The following is a 17,005-nucleotide window of genomic DNA, read 5'->3' as shown; positions in this document are numbered from 1 at the left end:
TTCACAATCGTGCTTACAGTCCAATGGAAGAACAAGCTTTTGCATGTTTCGCTTGAAGGCAAATTATAAAAAACGGTATACACAACTGCAAAACTATGTTAGAATGATTTGATAGGTATGGACAATCCTGTCATAAAACCAAAAGGGGTAGCAAAGCAGATGAAATACAAAAACTGCTGGGTACTGCTTCTTCTTATGCTGGCCGGCGTAGTTCTCGGAGGCTTTGTCGGAGATCTGACCCGGGGAATTTCCTGGCTGTCCTGGCTGAACGCGGGACAATCCTTTGGATTTGATACCCCGCTGATCGTCAATTTAGGCATTCTGGTAATTACCTTTGGCATTAACATTAAAATTACCATGGCTGGCATTATAGGAGTGGCAGCAGCCCTCATTACATATCGGTTAATTTGAACGCATGCGTTCATGATCAAGGAGCGAAGTGATTGCCAATATCCGCTCTGCCCTACATATGTCCTTTTTAACGTGCCTGGAGAGTAACGGTCAGGAGGCATATGAAACGAATAACGATGAAAGACATTCCTGCGGATGAACGGCCCTATGAAAAGTGTTTAAAGGAAGGTCCGGAAGGCTTAAGCGATGCGGAGCTTTTATCTATTATCATCCGCACAGGTTCCAGGGAGAATAATTCCCTGACGCTGGCACAGAAGATACTGGCCTTAAATTATCCCAAAGAGGGTATTTTAGGGCTTTTGCATCTTTCAATGCCGGAACTTATGCAGGTTAAGGGAATCGGAGCCGTAAAGGGCGCCCAGCTTTTATGCGTGGGAGAGCTTTCCAGACGTATCTGGAAAAGAACCGCCCGCTCCGATGGGGTGTCATTCCGTAATCCCCTTGATATTGTTAATTACTTTGTGGAGGATATGCGCCATAAAGAACAGGAGCTGGTTTATATCGTGCTCCTGAATACAAAAGGATCCCTGATAAGGGACATTATGATCTCTCAGGGAACAGTGAATACTTCCGCTGTTTCTCCCAGGGAGATTTTCATTGAGGCTATGAAATATCATGCCGTAAGTCTGGTACTGGTTCATAACCATCCAAGCGGAGATCCGTCTCCCAGCAGGGAAGATTTAAGCTTCACCCGCAGGGTAAAGGAAGCAGGGGATCTGGTTGGCATCCGGTTGTTGGACCATATTATCATAGGAGATAATTCCTATATCAGTTTGAAGGAACGGGGAATTTTATAGATGGAATCAAAGCGCAGCAAATATGTTCTTATTGCCTTAACGGTATTTTGTGTCCTGTTGATCGGGCTGACCTCCATTCATGACGAATGGCTTACGCCCCTTAGGACCGGGGTAGGATATTTTCTGATTCCGGTTCAATCGGGTGTCAATGCGGTTGGTTCGGCCATTTATGATGAAATTATTGATTATACTAAGCTTCATGACGCACTGAACGAGAATAAAGAGATGAAAGAAATCATCACACAGCTGACCGAGGAAAACACCAGACTTCAGGCGGAAGAATTCGAGTTAAAACGGCTTCGACAGCTTTACAGCCTGGATCAGGATTATAGTCAGTATACAAAGGTGGGAGCCAGGGTCATTGCCAATGACTCAAGCAACTGGTTCCAGATATTCCGCATCGATAAAGGCTCAAAGGATGGGATTGCTCCGGATATGAATGTTGTGGCCGGAGGCGGCCTGGTGGGCATTGTCACGGATGTGGGAGCAAATTATGCAACCGTTCGTTCCATTATTGATGATTCCAGCCGTGTGAGCGGCATGGCCATGCAATCCGGAAACAGCTGCATCGTTGCCGGTGACTTGACCCTGTTTAAAGAGGGAAGGCTCCGGATCACCAACGTGTTAAAGGAAAGCGATGTAAAAGACGGAGATAAGATCGTAACATCCAACATCAGTTCCGTATTCCTGCCCGGCATCCTGGTTGGTTATGCCTCCGGCATTACCAATGATACCAATAACGTTACCAAATCAGGGTATTTAATTCCGGCAGCAAAGTTTGACAGCCTGCAGGAGGTTCTGGTTATCACAAAACTGAAAGCTGATATGATGAAGGAAGAAGCTTCTTCTCAGGAGGAAACCACTCCCCAGGAAACGAATTCCTCTGAAACAGAAACAGCAGAAAGCGCTGCTCAATAAAAGGAAATACCCTGCGGGCATACCTTTATGACCAAATGCATGGACGGGAAAGAGGAAACACCCTGCGGGTATACCTTTATGTCCAAAAAGCGTGGACAGGAAAGAGGAAAGGAGTAACATGAGACGGATACTTTTTAATGTATTGATGATAATTCTTGCATTTACGATTCAAAATTGCCTTTTTCCGTTGCTGCCGTTTTTATCGGCTTCTCCCAACCTGCTCTTAATCCTCACCTTTTCCTTTGGCTTCATGCATGGAAAAGAGGCAGGGATGTATTACGGGCTTTTGGCCGGGCTTCTCATGGATTTATTTTACAGCGGGCCTTTTGGCTTTTATACCCTGATTTTTATCCATGTAGGCTATATCAACGGAATCTGTACGAAATACTATTATGAAGATTACATTACGCTGCCCTTGATCCTAAGTGTACTGAACGAATTGGCTTACAATCTGTATATTTATGTTTTCCGGTTCCTGATTCGTCAGAAAATCAGGGTTGGGTATTATTTTATCAATCTGATGCTTCCGGAAATCATTTTTACCGTTGTAACGACCCTGCTTCTTTATCGGGTATTCCTGATTTTGAACCGGCACTTGGAAAAGATAGGAAAAAGAGGTGATTCGGCAATTGTTTAGTGATTTATTTGACATAATAAAGGAATTTTTGAAAAAAACCATATCTTCACGGCTTTTTATACTTGGAATCATTTGCTTTTTCATGTATGCCGGATTAATTAATAAACTTTTTAACATGCAGATCGTTAATGGAGAAGAAGCCCTTAATGAATACCTGCAGCTTACGGAACAGACCATTACAACCGCTGGAACAAGAGGCAATATCTATGATAGGAACGGCAAAGTCCTGGCTTATAATAAGCTGGCTTATTCCGTTACCGTACAGGATACCGGAGCGTACAAGAATGCAGCCGCCAGAAATAACATGTATTTAAGGTTGGTACAGATTCTTGAAAAGCACGGGGAAACCATACAGGGGAAATTTGAAGTCGCCATTGATTCCAACGGCGACATCGTATACACTTCCTCCACCGAGTCCTCCAGAAAACGCTTTCTGAGGGACTATTATGGTCTGAAGAAGGTGGAAGACTTAGACGATGAAAAAGGCGCCTATCCCTCTAATTTAAACGCAAGGGAACTGTTTGAGAAAGCCTGTAAGGACAATGGCCTTACAGATATGAAAGATCAGAATGGCAAGCCCGTTACCCTGACAGACCAGGAAGCCCTTGATATCATCAATATCAAATACGCCCTTCGCCTCATGTCCTACCGAAAATACGAAGCCACTACGGTTGCCAGTCAGGTATCCGATGAAACCGTAGCGGATATTTTGGAGCATATCGGTGAAATGCAGGGAGTGAATGTGGAGGAAACCACGATCCGCGCTTATAACGACAGCATTTCCTTAGCTCCGGTCGTCGGCTATACCGGAAAGGTCCCGGAGGACCAGCTGGAGGGCCTTCAAAAGAGGAAAGACGATTACGACATCAATGACATCGTAGGACGGGCTGGAATTGAATATACCATGGAGCACGAGCTTCAGGGGACAAAAGGGAAAAAAACAATTTATAAGGACAGTGTAGGACGAGTACGGGAAACAAAAGATGAAACCGATGCTTCCGCAGGAAACGATGTGTATCTGACCCTGGATGCGGATCTTCAGAAGGGCATTTACCATCTGATTGAACAATCCTTAGCCGGAGTTCTCATTAAGACCATTGTAAATGGTGATTTCAATACAAGCGGCTCCACTGATGGCTCCAATATGAAGATACCTGTTAAGGATGCCTATTACCAGCTGATCAACAACAATGTCCTTTCCCTGAAGGAAATGGAAGGGGAGGACGCCTCTGAAACCGAAAAAAACATATACCGGAAATATATGTCTTCCCAACAGCAGATCTTTACCAATTTAAACAATGAGCTGATGAGCGCCCACGCCACACCAATGAAGGATCTTTCAGAAGACTTAAAAGCCTATATGTTTTATATATATACTTATCTTTCCGGTCCTACCGTGGGAATCATTAAGGAAGATGCCATTGATACCTCCAGCGGGGAATATCAGGCATGGAAAGCGGATGAAATCAGTTTAAGAGACTATCTGTATTATGGAATCGCCAATGGCTGGGTAGACACCACCAAGCTGGGAACCGATTCCAAATATTCAAATGCGGATGACACCTTTGAAGCCCTTGTGGCCTATGCTCTGGACAAGCTTAAGGATGACCGGAACTTTACAAAAAAAATATACCGGTATCTGATTAATGACGATGTCATTACAGGGCAGGAGCTATGCCTTGCTTTATATGATCAGGGAGTTTTAACAGACCATGGTCAGGATGCAGCAGATTTAAGGGCAACAGGTGATGCTTACACCTTTCTGATTAAAAAGCTGTCATCCCTGGAGATCACGCCTGCCCAGCTGGCATTATCCCCATGTAATGCAGGAGTAGTGGTTACAAACGACAAAACAGGAGAAGTGCTTGCACTGGTATCCTATCCTGGATATGACAACAACAGGATTGGTGACGGAACCTATTTCAGCCAGCTACAGTCAGACATGTCCCTTCCGTTATACAACAATGCGACCCAGACAAGAAAAGCGCCTGGTTCCACCTTTAAACCCATTACTGCGGTAGCTGCTCTGGAAGAGCATGTTGTCACAATGGATGAAACCATTACCTGTACCGGTCTTTATACGGATGTAGAACCGCCCATTAAGTGCTGGATCTATCCAGGCCAGCATGGTCCTCTGAACATTGTAGGAGGAATTGGGAACTCCTGTAACTATTTCTTTGCTGATCTGGGGCACCGCTTGTCCATGGATGCCAACGGAGTATATTCTCCTGACCAGGGACTTGAAGTTTTGCGGAAATATGCAACCATGTTTGGACTGGATCATAAGTCCGGGGTAGAGATCGCAGAGCTTGATCCACAGATTTCAAAGGAAGCGCCGGAGCGTTCTGCCATGGGACAGGGAAGCCATGCTTACACCAATGTCCAGCTTTCCAGATACGTGTCTGCCATTGCAAACCGGGGAACTGTATTTGAGCTCAGCTTATTGGACAAAACAACAGATTCTGAAGGTAATCTGATACAAGATTATACCCCTAAGATTTCTTCTCATATTGACGCGGCGGCTTCAACGTGGGATACTGTACAACAGGGGATGAGAGAAGTGATTGCAAACGGTTCAAGTAAAAGGCTGTTTACCGACTTAGAAGTGGAAATTGCCGCTAAAACCGGTACTGCACAGGAGGCCCGCAACAAGCCCAATCATGCATTCTTTATTTCTTATGCGCCATATGACAATCCGGAAATCTGTGTTACCGTGAATATTCCGTATGGCTATTCATCATCCAACGCCGCCAATATTGCGAAGAACGTCTATAAGTATTATTACGGCTATACGGATTTAGAATCCATTATAAATGCCGGTGCCCTGGATGCAGCGATGGTCAACATTCGCGATTAACTAGGATAAGAGGTGATATGATGCATAATACCGTAGTAATTAAAAGCAACAGAGCAGGTATGACTGTCATCCTGGACCCAGACACCCCCTTCCCTCAGCTTCTATCTGATATTGGGAAAAAATTCGGGGATCATGCGAAATTCTGGGGATCCGCACAAATGACCCTGACCCTGGAAGGGCGGGAACTGAATTCCGAGGAAGAGTTCGCAATCATCAACCAGATCACGGAAAACTCCAATGTGGAGATCATCTGCCTGGTTGATACGGATATAAACCGTATGGAGCGCTGCGAAAAAGCACTGAACGAGAAACTCATGGAGTTGTCCTGCCAGACAGGGCAGTTCTTCAAAGGCAATCTACAAAGCGGAGAGACTTTGGAATCCGAAGCCAGCATTGTGATCATCGGTGATGTATGCAAAGGTGCAAAGGTTTTGGCAAAAGGTAATGTGATCGTTCTTGGAAAACTTTCCGGTACGGTATGTGCAGGTGTAGCAGGCAACCGGGGAGCGCTCATTACTGCCCTGGATATGGCTCCAATCCAGCTGCGCATCGCAGATTGCACCTCAGGCCTTGACGGAAGAGGAAAGCGTCTGGGAAGAGGTCCAATGAAGGCTTATATGGAAAATAACAAGGTCATAATCAAACCAATGAAAAAAAGTGTGGAAATATTCCAAAAACTAAGGTAGAATATAAAAAGGAAGTTATCCCTAAAAATCAGGAGGATATGGTATGAGCGAGATTATCGTAATCACTTCTGGAAAAGGCGGGGTAGGCAAGACAACAACCTCTGCCAATGTTGGTACCGGACTTGCAATTCTGGGTAAAAAAGTAGTCCTGATCGATACAGATATAGGACTTCGGAACCTGGACGTTGTTATGGGTCTGGAAAACCGCATTGTCTATAATTTAGTAGACGTGGTAGAGGGCAACTGCCGTATGAAGCAGGCCCTGATTAAAGACAAAAGATACCCGAACTTATTTTTACTTCCTTCCGCCCAGACCAGGGACAAGACGGCAGTCACTCCCGAACAAATGGTGAAGCTGGTTGATGATTTAAGAGATGAGTTTGATTACATCCTGCTGGATTGTCCCGCAGGCATTGAACAAGGCTTTCAAAACGCCATTGCAGGCGCTGACAGAGCCATTGTTGTTACCACTCCGGAGGTTTCCGCAATCCGGGATGCAGACCGGATCATCGGGCTTTTAGATGCCGCTGACATGGGAGCCATTGAACTCATCGTAAACCGGATCCGTGCGGATATGGTGAAAAGGGGAGACATGATGTCTCTGGACGATGTCATGGACATCCTTGCCGTTGATATTATCGGCGCCGTACCGGATGACGAGGACATCGTCATTTCCACAAACCAGGGAGAACCTCTCGTTGGTATGGGGACCCCGGCCGGACAGGCCTATATGGATATCTGCAGGCGGATTACCGGGGAAAACGTACCGCTTCAGAACCCAGCAGTACGTGAAGGCCTGTTCTTTAAACTCTCCCATCTCTTAAAGAGAGCATAGGAGGGTGAGATATGAGCCTGCTTCCTGTATTCCGCAAGAAGAATTCAGGAGAAATTGCAAGAAATCGTCTGAAACTTTTGCTGGTTGCGGACAAGGCTGATTGTTCTCCTGAGATCATGCAGATGATAAAAGACGATATGGTCCGTGTTGTCTCAAGATACATGGATATAGATTCCGACAGAATAGAGATACAGATGAAGAAGCTTAAACAGCCGGATTGCGAACGCTTTATTCCGGTTCTTTATGCAAACATCCCTATTCGCGACGTACCTGATAAGGGGATATACTAATTATGTTTTCTGATTACAATTTTAAATACTATAATTACCGGTTAGTTTTGTACATGCTGTCGCTGTCCGTTATCGGGATTCTTGTGGTGGCCAGCGCCTCCAACCAGGATTCCAGTACAGTGACAAAACAGATTATCGGCGTAATGGTGGGATTTGCCCTGGCTATTGGGCTTTCCATCATAGACTATCATAGAATTATCAAGCTTTATGCTCTGGTTTATGCGGGCTGTATTATTTTGCTGGGTGCTGTTCTTGTTATGGGACATACAGCCGGAGGAGCTACCAGATGGATCAATATTCCTGGTATCGGACGGATACAGCCGTCTGAATTCGTAAAGATCGGTTTAATCGTGTTCTTTTCCTGGTATTGGAACAAATACCAGGAAAGGCTGAACACGCCGATTATGATAGGACTGGCCGCTTTGCTTGCGGCCATACCCATCGGCCTTATTTTTGCAGAGCCGAATTTATCCACCAGCCTTGTGGTTTCCATTATTATCCTGTGTATGGTATTTTCCGCAGGAATCAGTTACCGCTGGATCGGGGGCGTCCTTGCCGTTGCAATACCGGCAGGAGCGCTTTTCATATTTCTGCTGACCAAAGGATTGATCCCTTTTATACACGATTATCAGGCGCGGCGGATCCTTGCATGGATTTATCCTCATGCAGAGCAGTATGCGGAGAATCTGTATCAGCAAAAAAATTCAATTATGGCAATCAGTTCCGGACAGCTTCAAGGGAAAGGACTTTTTAATACAACCATTGCATCGGTGAAAGATGGAAACTTCTTATCAGCCGGGGAAACCGACTTTATTTTCGCCATTATCGGCGAAGAAATGGGATTTCGAGGCAGCGTTATCGTCATTGTTCTTATTGGTTTGGTTGTATTTGAATGCCTTTATTTGGCATCCAAAACCAAAGATATGTCAGGAAAACTGATTTGTACCGGCATGGCAGCTTTAATCGGCTTCCAGGCCTTTGCCAATATCGCCGTGGCAACGCAGATATTTCCCAATACAGGCCTTCCTCTCCCCTTTATCAGCTCGGGAGTCAGTTCGCTCATCAGCATCTTTATGGGTATGGGACTGGTGTTGAATGTTGGACTGCAGCGCAAAATCGGTAATTAATAAGGAGGTATATCGTCATGAATATAGGACTAGTTGCACACGATTCAAAGAAAAAACTTATGCAGAACTTCTGCATTGCCTACAGGGGAATTTTAAGTAAACACATGTTATATGCTACCGGAACCACCGGACGTCTGATCGAAGAGGTGACAAACTTAAATGTTCATAAATATCTGGCCGGACACCTGGGCGGGGAGCAGCAGCTGGGATCCCAGATTGAACACAATGAGATCGATCTGGTTATCTTTTTAAGGGATCCCCTTACACCCAAGTCCCATGAACCGGATATCGTAAACATCATGAGCACCTGTGATATGCACAACATTCCTCTTGCAACCAATCTGGCTACCGCAGAGCTTTTGATCAAGTCTCTGGAGCGCGGTGACATGGAATGGCGTGAGATGTACAAATAGCAGAGGTAGATTCCGTGAAAAAAAGAGTTTTTGTAAAATCAGGCTGCATTGCCTTATGTACCGTATTTCTGACAGGCTGCGCCGGTCTGAAGGGCCTGGACAATCCTTATGTGTATTCGGAAAGAACCGCCCTTTATAAGTCCAGTGCAGTATCTGGCAGAGCAGAACCTTTTGCTCATGATCTCTGTATCGTTTCAGAGGATCCTTCCAGCCAGGACAATGCGGTCACTGCCGAAGCTGCCGCAGTCTTTGACTTAAAGGATAAGAAAGTCCTGTTTGCAAAGAATCCTTTTGAGCGTTTGTATCCTGCAAGCATCACAAAAACCATGACAGCTCTTATTGCCTTAAAATACGGAGATTTAACAGATGAAGTCACGGTGACCAAGGATGCTGTCATTACGGAAGCCGGGGCTACTTTATGTGGGATAAAGCCAGGAGATAAGCTGACTATGGAACAGCTTTTATATGGTCTTATGCTCCCATCCGGAAATGATGCCGGGGCTGCCATTGCAACCCATATGGCCGGAGGGATAGACCAGTTTGCACAGATGATGAATAATGAAGCGTTGAAGGTTGGAGCTACAGGCACTCATTTCCTTAATCCCCACGGATTAAGTGATGATAATCACTACACCACAGCTTATGACCTGTATTTAATCTTTAATGAAGCTTTAAAGTATCCCGAATTTCGCAAGATCATTGGCACAACTGAGTACACCGCCACCTATCAGGATGGAGCGGGAAAGCCGGTAAATGCAACCTGGAAAGGCACCAACTGGTATATGACAGGAGAGCGCCAGATGCCGGAAGGACTTACTGTCCTGGGCGGAAAAACAGGTACGACAAAGGCGGCCGGAAGCTGCCTGATCATGGGAAGCTCGGATTCCTCTAAGCGGGAATATATTACCGTTGTTTTAAAGGCACCGAATCATGCAGGCCTTTACGATAATATGACAAATATATTGAATAAAATTGTAGAATAGTCATTGCCTTTCTTATGGATTTGTACTATAATTATATTAATCCGAATAGACTTTTTATACAAATTATATAACGCAAGGAGGAGATTGCTATGGTGCAGATAATAGCAGGAAAAAAGGGTAAGGGGAAAACAAAACATCTGTTAGACAGAGCCAATTCCATTGTTAAAGAATCATCAGGTTCTATTGCCTACCTGGACAAAAGTTCCAAGCACATGTACGAATTAAGCAACAAGATCCGCCTCATTAATGTCAATGAGTATCCGATTACATCAAGCGAAGGATTTATAGGTTTTATCTGTGGTATTATATCTCAAGATCATGATTTAGAGATGATGTTCTTTGACAGCTTTTTAAAGCTGGCCTGCCTTGAAGGGGAAGATATATCTGAAACCATTGCAACTTTGGAAAAAATCGGTGAAAAGTATCACGTAACCTTTGTTCTCAGTGTTTCCATCGATGCGGAGAATATGCCTGAGAATGCCAGGGCTAATGTGGTTGTTTCATTATAATCATACATGAAGATAAGGGGGCTGCACGGCAGTCCCCTTTGTTTTGCTTGAATTTTTTGGATTTTCCTTTTATAATAACTAAAAGGAACGCCCTAAGGCATACCTTTATGCCCAAAGTACATGGGCGGTAATAAGGAAAGGAGGCGTCAGGTTGGCGAAACAAAAGGCAGCGCAGCCATTAAAACGGGCTGCTCACCCAAAGAAGAATAAAAAAATCATCCGGTACCGGCGGCCTCTGAATATTAATGTTGGCATGATCATCTTTGCGTTGATCTTTGTTTATATGGTGTTCAGTGTATTCGCCTATGTTCGTAGAGATAAGATACAGTTTTATGAAGTACAGGAAGGCAGCATCGTCAATAATAAGAATTACACAGGAATTATCCTCCGGCAGGAAGAAGTTAAAAATGCAGACCGTTCCGGCTATGTCAATTACTACGTAAGGGAAGGAAAACGGGCTTCGAACGGCACCCGGGTCTATTCCATTGATGAGACGGGTAATCTCACTTCATTTCTGGCAGAAAATTCAGAAGATAAGATTACACTGACCCCGGAAAATCTTGCTGAGCTGAAAAAGCAGCTGACCACATTCAGCCTTACTTATGACAATGACCAGTTTCGATCTGTATATGATGCCAAATACGCTTTAGAGGCCGAGGTTATGGAATATATGAATTTTAATGCTTTGGACAACCTCGGAGCCCAGATGGATCAGGCAGGTATTAATTTTGAGCAGGTAAAAGCAGACCGGGCGGGCATCGTCTCCTATGGAGTAGATTCTTATGAAGGACTTCAGCCATCGGGAGTTTCAGATGCCGTATTTAACCGCAGCAACTATACGAAGACCTTTACAAAATCAGGAAATCTTATAGAAAAGGGCTCGCCCGTTTATAAAGTCATTACTTCTGATTTATGGTCGATCGTGTTCCCGATGGCGGAAGAAGATGCCAAATCTTATGGAGACAAAACGAACCTTACTGTAGAATTTTCCGGACGGGATTTAAAAGCTTCGGGAAGCTTTTCCGTGTTTTCCGGAACAGATGGAAAATCATTTGGAAAATTGGATTTTGATAAATATATGGTTCAATTTGCTTCCGACCGGTACGTTGATTTTGAAATCGTTTCCGACCGGGTAGATGGACTAAAGATTCCCGTAACATCTGTTACAAAAAAAGATTTTTACCTGGTCCCCATGGACTACGTTACCCAGGGCGGAGACAGCCAGTCCACCGGTTTCAACAAAGAATTGTATTCCGGGTCCGGGACCTCAGTCGTCTTTGTCCCTACTGAGATTTACTATTCTGAAGGGGATAATTACTATATCGAAATGGGAACGGAAGACGGCTTTAAAGCCGGAGATTATATTGTAAAGCCTAATTCCACGGAACGTTATCAAATTGGGACAAGCGCTTCCCTTCAGGGCGTATATAATATAAACAAAGGGTACGCTGTCTTTAAACAGATTGATGTGCAGGCTTCCAATGATGAATATTATACAGTGAAAAAGAACATGACCTATGGTTTGGCGGTTTACGATCATATCGTTCTCAATGCTGAAACTGTCAATGAAGGGGAATTAATTTATCAATAAGAGGTGATTGGTTTGGTTAAGGAAAATCTGGAAGAAGTAAATAACCGGATATCAGCAGCCTGTAAGAGGGCTGGAAGAAATCCGGAAGAAGTAACCCTGATAGCGGTAAGCAAAACAAAACCCGCTGTCATGATATCAGAAGCATATTCTGCCGGTGTCCGGGATTTTGGAGAAAATAAAGTGCAGGAACTTTGCGAAAAGCACCTTGCCCTTCCGGAAGATATCCGCTGGCATATGATTGGACATTTGCAGAGAAACAAAGTCAAGCAGGTCATTGACAAAACTGTGCTGATCCACAGTGTAGACTCTGTCCGCCTGGCGGAGCAGATCGAAGAGGAAGCAGCCAGAAAAAACCTGACTGTGGACATCCTTTTGGAAGTGAATGTAGCAGAAGAGGAAAGCAAATATGGGTTTAAATTGGAGGAGACGGAAAGCGCGATTCGCAGAATCGCCAGCCTTCCCCATGTAAAGATAAAAGGTCTTATGACTATTGCACCTTTTGTAGAAAAATCTGAGGAAAATCGTCCTGTTTTTAAAAAATTAAGACAATTTTATGTTGACATGCAAAGCAAAAACGTTGATAATGTTAATATGAATATGCTCTCAATGGGTATGACCGGAGACTATGAGATTGCCATAGAAGAAGGTGCTACTCTGGTAAGAGTCGGTACCGGAATTTTCGGTACAAGATATTATATGAACACTTAATGATTGAAGGAAATGCGGAGCAACGCTTACCCGCATGATTGGGCATGAATTAAGTGAGAATATGTGCCTGGGCCCTGGAAAGATTTTTTCTCACTCAGGAACCATGGTATAAGATTGGAGAGAATAAAGTATGAGCATTTTAGGCAAACTGATGGATAGCATGCGCTTAAACGATACAGATGATGACGATTACTATTTAGATGACGACTATGAGGATGAAAGCGATAAACCTGCTAAGAGAACCCTTTTCTCAAAAAAGAATGAAGAGGATTACTACGAGGAAGAGGACGACTTTGATCAAAAGCCTCGTTTCCTATCCCGGTCCCCTAAAGTGGTGCCCATGAAGCAGTCCCGCATTATGGAGGTATCCATGGTAAAACCAACCTCCATTGAAGATGCAAAGGAAATTTGCGATCATATGCTGGCCGGGAAGGCTGTTGTCCTCAATATGGAAGGCATCCATACAGAAGTCGCCCAGAGAATCATCGACTTTACCTCAGGCGCCACTTACTCCATGAATGGTAATTTACAGAAAATATCAAATTACATATTCATAGCGACCCCGGAATCCGTAGAGCTCTCCGGTGATTTTCAAGATCTGTTAAATAATGGAAGCCTGGATATGGGCGGAATGAATTTACGCCTTTAACAGATGTTCCGTACAAGACATCATACATTTCTTTGAATGGTACAAGCAGACGATTTTCCATATCACACGTTTCCTCCAATCGTTGCAGCATTGCAATGCAGGAAACGGGACGGAAGATTGTTTGCTTTCTTCCATGATATAGGAATATAAAATAATACAGCAGAGAAACGCCCTGCGGGCATACTTAAATGTTCGAAAAACATGGACAGAAAAGAGGAAAATACCATGGAATATAGAATTCCGGTACACATGAACGGTGCCTTCATTTATGAGATTGTCATGGAAACTGGGTTTGACGGACTAAAAGAAGAACTGAAAAAACTGAACCTGGGAGAACGCAAGGTTTGTATTGTCACGGATTCCAATGTGGCACCTCTTTACCTTGAGGAAGTAGAATCGATTGTTTCTGCCTGCTGCAAAAAAGCAGAACATTTTATTTTCCCTGCCGGAGAAGAGAACAAAAATCTGGATACCGTCAGGAACTTATACGAAGCCCTTATTGTAAAACAATTTGACCGCCATGACTATCTGATTGCTTTGGGCGGAGGAGTTGTGGGAGATTTGTGCGGTTTTGGTGCGGCCACCTATCTGCGGGGAATATCCTTTATCCAGGTACCTACAACCCTGCTGTCCCAAGTCGACTCCAGCATTGGCGGAAAAACCGGCGTTGATTTTGATTCCTACAAAAATATGATAGGAGCCTTCCATATGCCGAAGCTGGTATATTCCAATACCGCCACCTTAAAAACTCTCTCAGAAGAACAATTTTCCTCAGGAATGGGAGAGGTTATCAAGCATGGACTGATCAAAGATGCCTCCTATTACCAATGGCTTATGGATCACTCTGCCAAAATCCATAGCAGGGATTTAACAGTGTTAAGCGAAATGGTTCTTGTAAGCAACCAGATCAAGCGGGATGTGGTGGAAAAGGATCCAATAGAACAGGGAGAGCGCGCTCTTTTAAATCTGGGACATACCCTGGGACATGCCATTGAAAAGCTTTCGGATTTTCGGCTTGTACACGGTCACTGTGTGGGACTTGGCTGCATCGCTGCAATGGGGATTTCTATCAATAGAGGAATGATTCGTTCAGAAGAACTTCCAAAACTTTTAACGGTGATGGAGCAATTTGGCATGCCTGTTTCAGTAAGCGGGCTTTCTGCTGAAAATATTGTTCTCACAACAAAAAGTGATAAAAAAATGGATTCCGGCACCATCCGGTTTATTCTGTTAGAACAGATTGGTAAAGCCTTCACCTGCAAGACTGTCACTGATACGGAAATGGCAGAAGCGCTTCGCCATATCTTAACTTAAGGAGATTTTCATGAATCAAAAAACAAAACTGATCATCGGGATGATCATTGGCTTCTTTCTTTCCATTGGCCTGGATCAATGGACAAAGCTTCTTGTTGTTAAGCATCTCATGAACCGGCCTCCCTTCGTCATCTGGAATGGAGTATTTGAACTTTATTATTCCGAAAACCGGGGAGCAGCATTTGGAATGCTTCAGGGCAAACAGGCGTTTTTCCTTCTGGTTGCCTTGTTAGTGCTTTCTGCAGCGGCTTTTGCGGTCAGCCGTATGCCTGCCGACAGAAAATACCTGCCGCTGCACCTTGTTGCCATGTTTCTTTCGGCAGGAGCGGTGGGAAATATGATCGACCGCTTTTTAAGAGGCTATGTGGTAGACTTTTTATATTTTAAGCTGATTGATTTTCCGATTTTTAATGTTGCGGATTGTTACGTTACTGTTTCCATGTTCGTTTTTATGCTCCTGTTTCTGTTTTATTACAAAGAGGAGGACTTATCCTGTCTTTCCTTTCATAAAAAGGAGGAGCTGGGTTGAGTCAAGAGTTTGTAGTCGCTCCTGAGGAAGCCGGTGTCCGGATCGACCGGTATTTATCCGACCAATGCCAGGACATTTCCCGTTCCTATCTTCAGAAGCTTTTAAAGGAACAATCCGTGCTGGTTGAAGAAAAACCGGTAAAAAGCAATTATAAAGTAAATGCAGGGGATCGGATTTCCTTAACCCTTCCTGAAATAAGGGAACCGGAAATCATTCCGGAGGAAATCCCCCTTGATATTGTCTATGAGGATAAAGATATTATTCTCATTAATAAACCAAAGGGGATGGTAGTCCATCCCGCCGCAGGCCATTACAGCGGAACCCTGGTCAATGGACTGATGTCTCATTGCCGCAGTGAGTTATCGGGAATAAACGGAGTTATGCGCCCTGGTATCGTCCATCGGATCGACATGGATACCACCGGGGTTCTTATTGTATGTAAAAATGACATGGCCCACAATTCCATTTCCGAGCAGCTGAAGGAACATTCCATTACCAGAAAATATGCTGCAATCGTACATGGAGTTTTAAAGGAAGACGAGGGAACGATCAACGCTCCCATTGGACGTCATCCCATAGACCGGAAGAAAATGAGCATCAATGAGAAAAATGGAAGAGAAGCAGTGACCCATTACCGCGTCCTTGAGCGGTTTCGGCAGTTTACCTATATCGAATGCCAGCTTGAAACGGGCCGAACTCATCAGATCCGCGTCCATATGGCAAGCATAGGCCATCCTCTTTTAGGGGATTCTGTCTATGGCCCCGCAAAGTGCCCATTCCGTCTTACCGGGCAGACGCTTCATGCTGGTGTGTTGGGAATCATCCATCCCAGAACCGGTGGATATATGGAATTTACTGCGCCTCTTCCCGACTATTTTGAAGAACTATTGAGAAAATTGCGGTTAACTTAACAGGCTAACCATAAGACACCTTCTTAAAAAACAGTTAAATCGAAATATAAATCTAGATTTTTCAGAAATTTTAAGGTATAATATAACTATAAGATACCGGAAGGAGCTGTCTATATGAGTGGAAATTTAGTAATTGCTATTGGAAGACAATGCGGAAGTTCTGGAAAAATCATCGGACAGAAATTGGCGGAAGAACTGGGCATTAAATGCTATGACAAGGAGCTTTTGGCACTTGCAGCAAAAAACAGCGGGTTATGTGAAGAATTGTTCAAGACCCACGATGAAAAGCCAACCAACAGTTTTCTGTATTCCCTTGTGATGGATACATATTCCATGGGATTCACAACCTCTGGCTACATGGATATGCCAATAAATCATAAGATCTTTTTAGCTCAGTTTGATACCATCAAACAATTGGCGGATGAAGAATCCTGTGTAATCGTTGGAAGATGTGCCGATTATGCTCTGGAAGATTATCCCAACCTTGTTTCCGTGTTCATTACTGCCGATGAAGAAGACAAGGTTAAATCCTTAAAAGAACTTTATCATGTTGATGATACCAAAGCAAAGGATATTATGGTCAAAACGGACAAAAAGCGTTCCAGCTACTATAATTACTATTCCAATAAAAAATGGGGAGATGTAAGAAGCTACGATTTATGCATTAATCGAAGCTCCGTAGGAGTAGATGGAACCGTTAAGCTGATCCACAATTTTGTTGATGCAAAAATGGAATGGAATAAGGCGAACCGTTAACGGATTAATCTCCTTTTGAAACAGATGCGATTTTTATTGAATTGAATATAGACGGACATTTCTATGATACAACGGAAATGCCCG

At 44.0% G+C, this 17,005-nt stretch carries 19 protein-coding genes; all 19 read left to right on the top strand.

Features of this window, described 5'->3' with window-relative positions; translation table 11 throughout:
• The first annotated feature begins 159 nt into the window (after positions 1-159).
• The 19 genes from RT269_RS01950 (at position 160) to RT269_RS01860 (ending at position 16,921) form a co-directional block, all read left to right on the top strand.
• Positions 160-411 (top strand): DUF4321 domain-containing protein, encoded by a 252-nt coding sequence (locus RT269_RS01950; RefSeq protein ID WP_025233156.1) that lies wholly within the window; start codon positions 160-162, stop codon positions 409-411.
• Between the two features lie 101 nt (positions 412-512).
• The gene (gene radC, locus RT269_RS01945) at positions 513-1,208 is read left to right on the top strand and encodes a RadC family protein (protein ID WP_313180316.1); all 696 of its coding nucleotides are present in this window, start codon (positions 513-515) and stop codon (positions 1,206-1,208) included.
• Positions 1,209-2,126 carry a rod shape-determining protein MreC gene (mreC, locus tag RT269_RS01940; RefSeq protein ID WP_313180315.1) on the top strand — a complete coding sequence of 306 codons (918 nt, stop codon included), beginning with the start codon at positions 1,209-1,211 and terminating at the stop codon, positions 2,124-2,126.
• A 118-nt stretch (positions 2,127-2,244) separates the two neighbouring features.
• The gene (gene mreD / locus RT269_RS01935; RefSeq protein WP_313180314.1) at positions 2,245-2,763 is read left to right on the top strand and encodes a rod shape-determining protein MreD; all 519 of its coding nucleotides are present in this window, start codon (positions 2,245-2,247) and stop codon (positions 2,761-2,763) included.
• Positions 2,756-5,620: a penicillin-binding transpeptidase domain-containing protein gene (locus RT269_RS01930; RefSeq protein ID WP_313180313.1), complete on the top strand. Its 2,865-nt coding sequence runs from the start codon at positions 2,756-2,758 to the stop codon at positions 5,618-5,620. Before mreD ends, RT269_RS01930 begins: the two co-directional genes overlap by 8 nt.
• A gap of 20 nt (positions 5,621-5,640) precedes the next feature.
• Positions 5,641-6,306, top strand: coding sequence for a septum site-determining protein MinC (locus RT269_RS01925; RefSeq protein ID WP_038284317.1), 666 nt, complete (start codon positions 5,641-5,643; stop codon positions 6,304-6,306).
• A 43-nt stretch (positions 6,307-6,349) separates the two neighbouring features.
• Positions 6,350-7,141, top strand: coding sequence for a septum site-determining protein MinD (gene minD / locus RT269_RS01920; protein ID WP_313180312.1), 792 nt, complete (start codon positions 6,350-6,352; stop codon positions 7,139-7,141).
• Positions 7,142-7,152: 11 nt separating this feature from the next.
• Entirely contained in the window at positions 7,153-7,431 is a 279-nt protein-coding gene (gene minE, locus RT269_RS01915) for a cell division topological specificity factor MinE (protein WP_025233149.1), read from the top strand.
• Positions 7,432-7,433: 2 nt separating this feature from the next.
• Entirely contained in the window at positions 7,434-8,558 is a 1,125-nt protein-coding gene (locus RT269_RS01910; RefSeq protein ID WP_313180311.1) for an FtsW/RodA/SpoVE family cell cycle protein, read from the top strand.
• A gap of 17 nt (positions 8,559-8,575) precedes the next feature.
• The gene (gene mgsA, locus RT269_RS01905) at positions 8,576-8,971 is read left to right on the top strand and encodes a methylglyoxal synthase (protein WP_025233147.1); all 396 of its coding nucleotides are present in this window, start codon (positions 8,576-8,578) and stop codon (positions 8,969-8,971) included.
• A gap of 14 nt (positions 8,972-8,985) precedes the next feature.
• Positions 8,986-9,954 carry a D-alanyl-D-alanine carboxypeptidase family protein gene (locus tag RT269_RS01900; RefSeq protein WP_313180310.1) on the top strand — a complete coding sequence of 323 codons (969 nt, stop codon included), beginning with the start codon at positions 8,986-8,988 and terminating at the stop codon, positions 9,952-9,954.
• A gap of 89 nt (positions 9,955-10,043) precedes the next feature.
• Entirely contained in the window at positions 10,044-10,463 is a 420-nt protein-coding gene (locus RT269_RS01895; RefSeq protein WP_038284331.1) for a hypothetical protein, read from the top strand.
• A gap of 151 nt (positions 10,464-10,614) precedes the next feature.
• Positions 10,615-12,054 (top strand): HlyD family efflux transporter periplasmic adaptor subunit, encoded by a 1,440-nt coding sequence (locus RT269_RS01890; RefSeq protein WP_331663898.1) that lies wholly within the window; start codon positions 10,615-10,617, stop codon positions 12,052-12,054.
• 12 nt (positions 12,055-12,066) lie between these two features.
• Positions 12,067-12,762 (top strand): YggS family pyridoxal phosphate-dependent enzyme, encoded by a 696-nt coding sequence (locus tag RT269_RS01885; protein ID WP_313180309.1) that lies wholly within the window; start codon positions 12,067-12,069, stop codon positions 12,760-12,762.
• Positions 12,763-12,892: 130 nt separating this feature from the next.
• On the top strand, positions 12,893-13,411 hold the full coding sequence (locus tag RT269_RS01880) for a cell division protein SepF (RefSeq protein WP_025233142.1): 519 nt from the start codon (positions 12,893-12,895) through the stop codon (positions 13,409-13,411).
• A gap of 225 nt (positions 13,412-13,636) precedes the next feature.
• On the top strand, positions 13,637-14,725 hold the full coding sequence (gene aroB / locus RT269_RS01875; protein WP_313180308.1) for a 3-dehydroquinate synthase: 1,089 nt from the start codon (positions 13,637-13,639) through the stop codon (positions 14,723-14,725).
• Positions 14,726-14,735: 10 nt separating this feature from the next.
• Positions 14,736-15,254, top strand: coding sequence for a signal peptidase II (gene lspA / locus RT269_RS01870; protein ID WP_313180307.1), 519 nt, complete (start codon positions 14,736-14,738; stop codon positions 15,252-15,254).
• Positions 15,251-16,165, top strand: a complete 915-nt coding sequence (locus RT269_RS01865) for an RluA family pseudouridine synthase (RefSeq protein ID WP_313180306.1) — start codon at positions 15,251-15,253, stop codon at positions 16,163-16,165. Before lspA ends, RT269_RS01865 begins: the two co-directional genes overlap by 4 nt.
• Positions 16,166-16,279: 114 nt before the next feature.
• Entirely contained in the window at positions 16,280-16,921 is a 642-nt protein-coding gene (locus RT269_RS01860) for a cytidylate kinase-like family protein (protein WP_313180305.1), read from the top strand.
• Positions 16,922-17,005 lie beyond the last annotated feature (84 nt).

The sequence above is a fragment of the Lacrimispora sp. genome (genome assembly GCF_032078915.1).
Classification (GTDB): Bacteria; Bacillota; Clostridia; order Lachnospirales; family Lachnospiraceae; genus Lacrimispora.
This window is presented reverse-complemented; position numbering and strand designations above follow the sequence as displayed.